We start from the raw sequence: 427 nt of genomic DNA on the forward strand, positions 1-427 counted from the left end.
GCGTCGGCACCCTGCGCCATGCGCAGTTGCTGGAAGGCAGCCTCACCGAAGGCTTGCGCTGGTATGGCGCCCTGTCCCGCGAAACCGGGATCGAACTGCCCAGCCGCCATTTGGGCCTGGTGCAGGCCAGCGAGCTGAATGACCTCGACGTGCGCCTGGACGCCGCCGCCCAGGCCCTGGGCAGCAGCTGCGAAGTCGCATTGCCGCCACCGGTGACCTTCGCCGCGCCGGAAGTGATCATGGCCGAACCATTGCTGGCCGGTGTGCGCATTGCGGTGGCCCGTGACGAAGCCTTCGCCTTCACCTATGGCGCCAGCCTCGACCTGCTGCGGGCGATGGGGGCCGAGTTGCACTTCTTCTCGCCGATCCATGATCGCCAGCTGCCCGAGGCTGACAGCCTGTATTTGCCCGGCGGTTACCCGGAATT

Annotated in this window: 1 pseudogene; it reads left to right on the plus strand. The window is 67.2% G+C overall.

What is annotated here, in order from left to right:
* Positions 1 to 427 (plus strand): annotated as a pseudogene (locus tag FCS21_RS16430) (cobyrinate a,c-diamide synthase); the annotation flags it as partial.

The organism is Colwellia ponticola (assembly GCF_005885605.1).
Lineage (GTDB): Bacteria > Pseudomonadota > Gammaproteobacteria > Enterobacterales > Alteromonadaceae > Colwellia > Colwellia ponticola.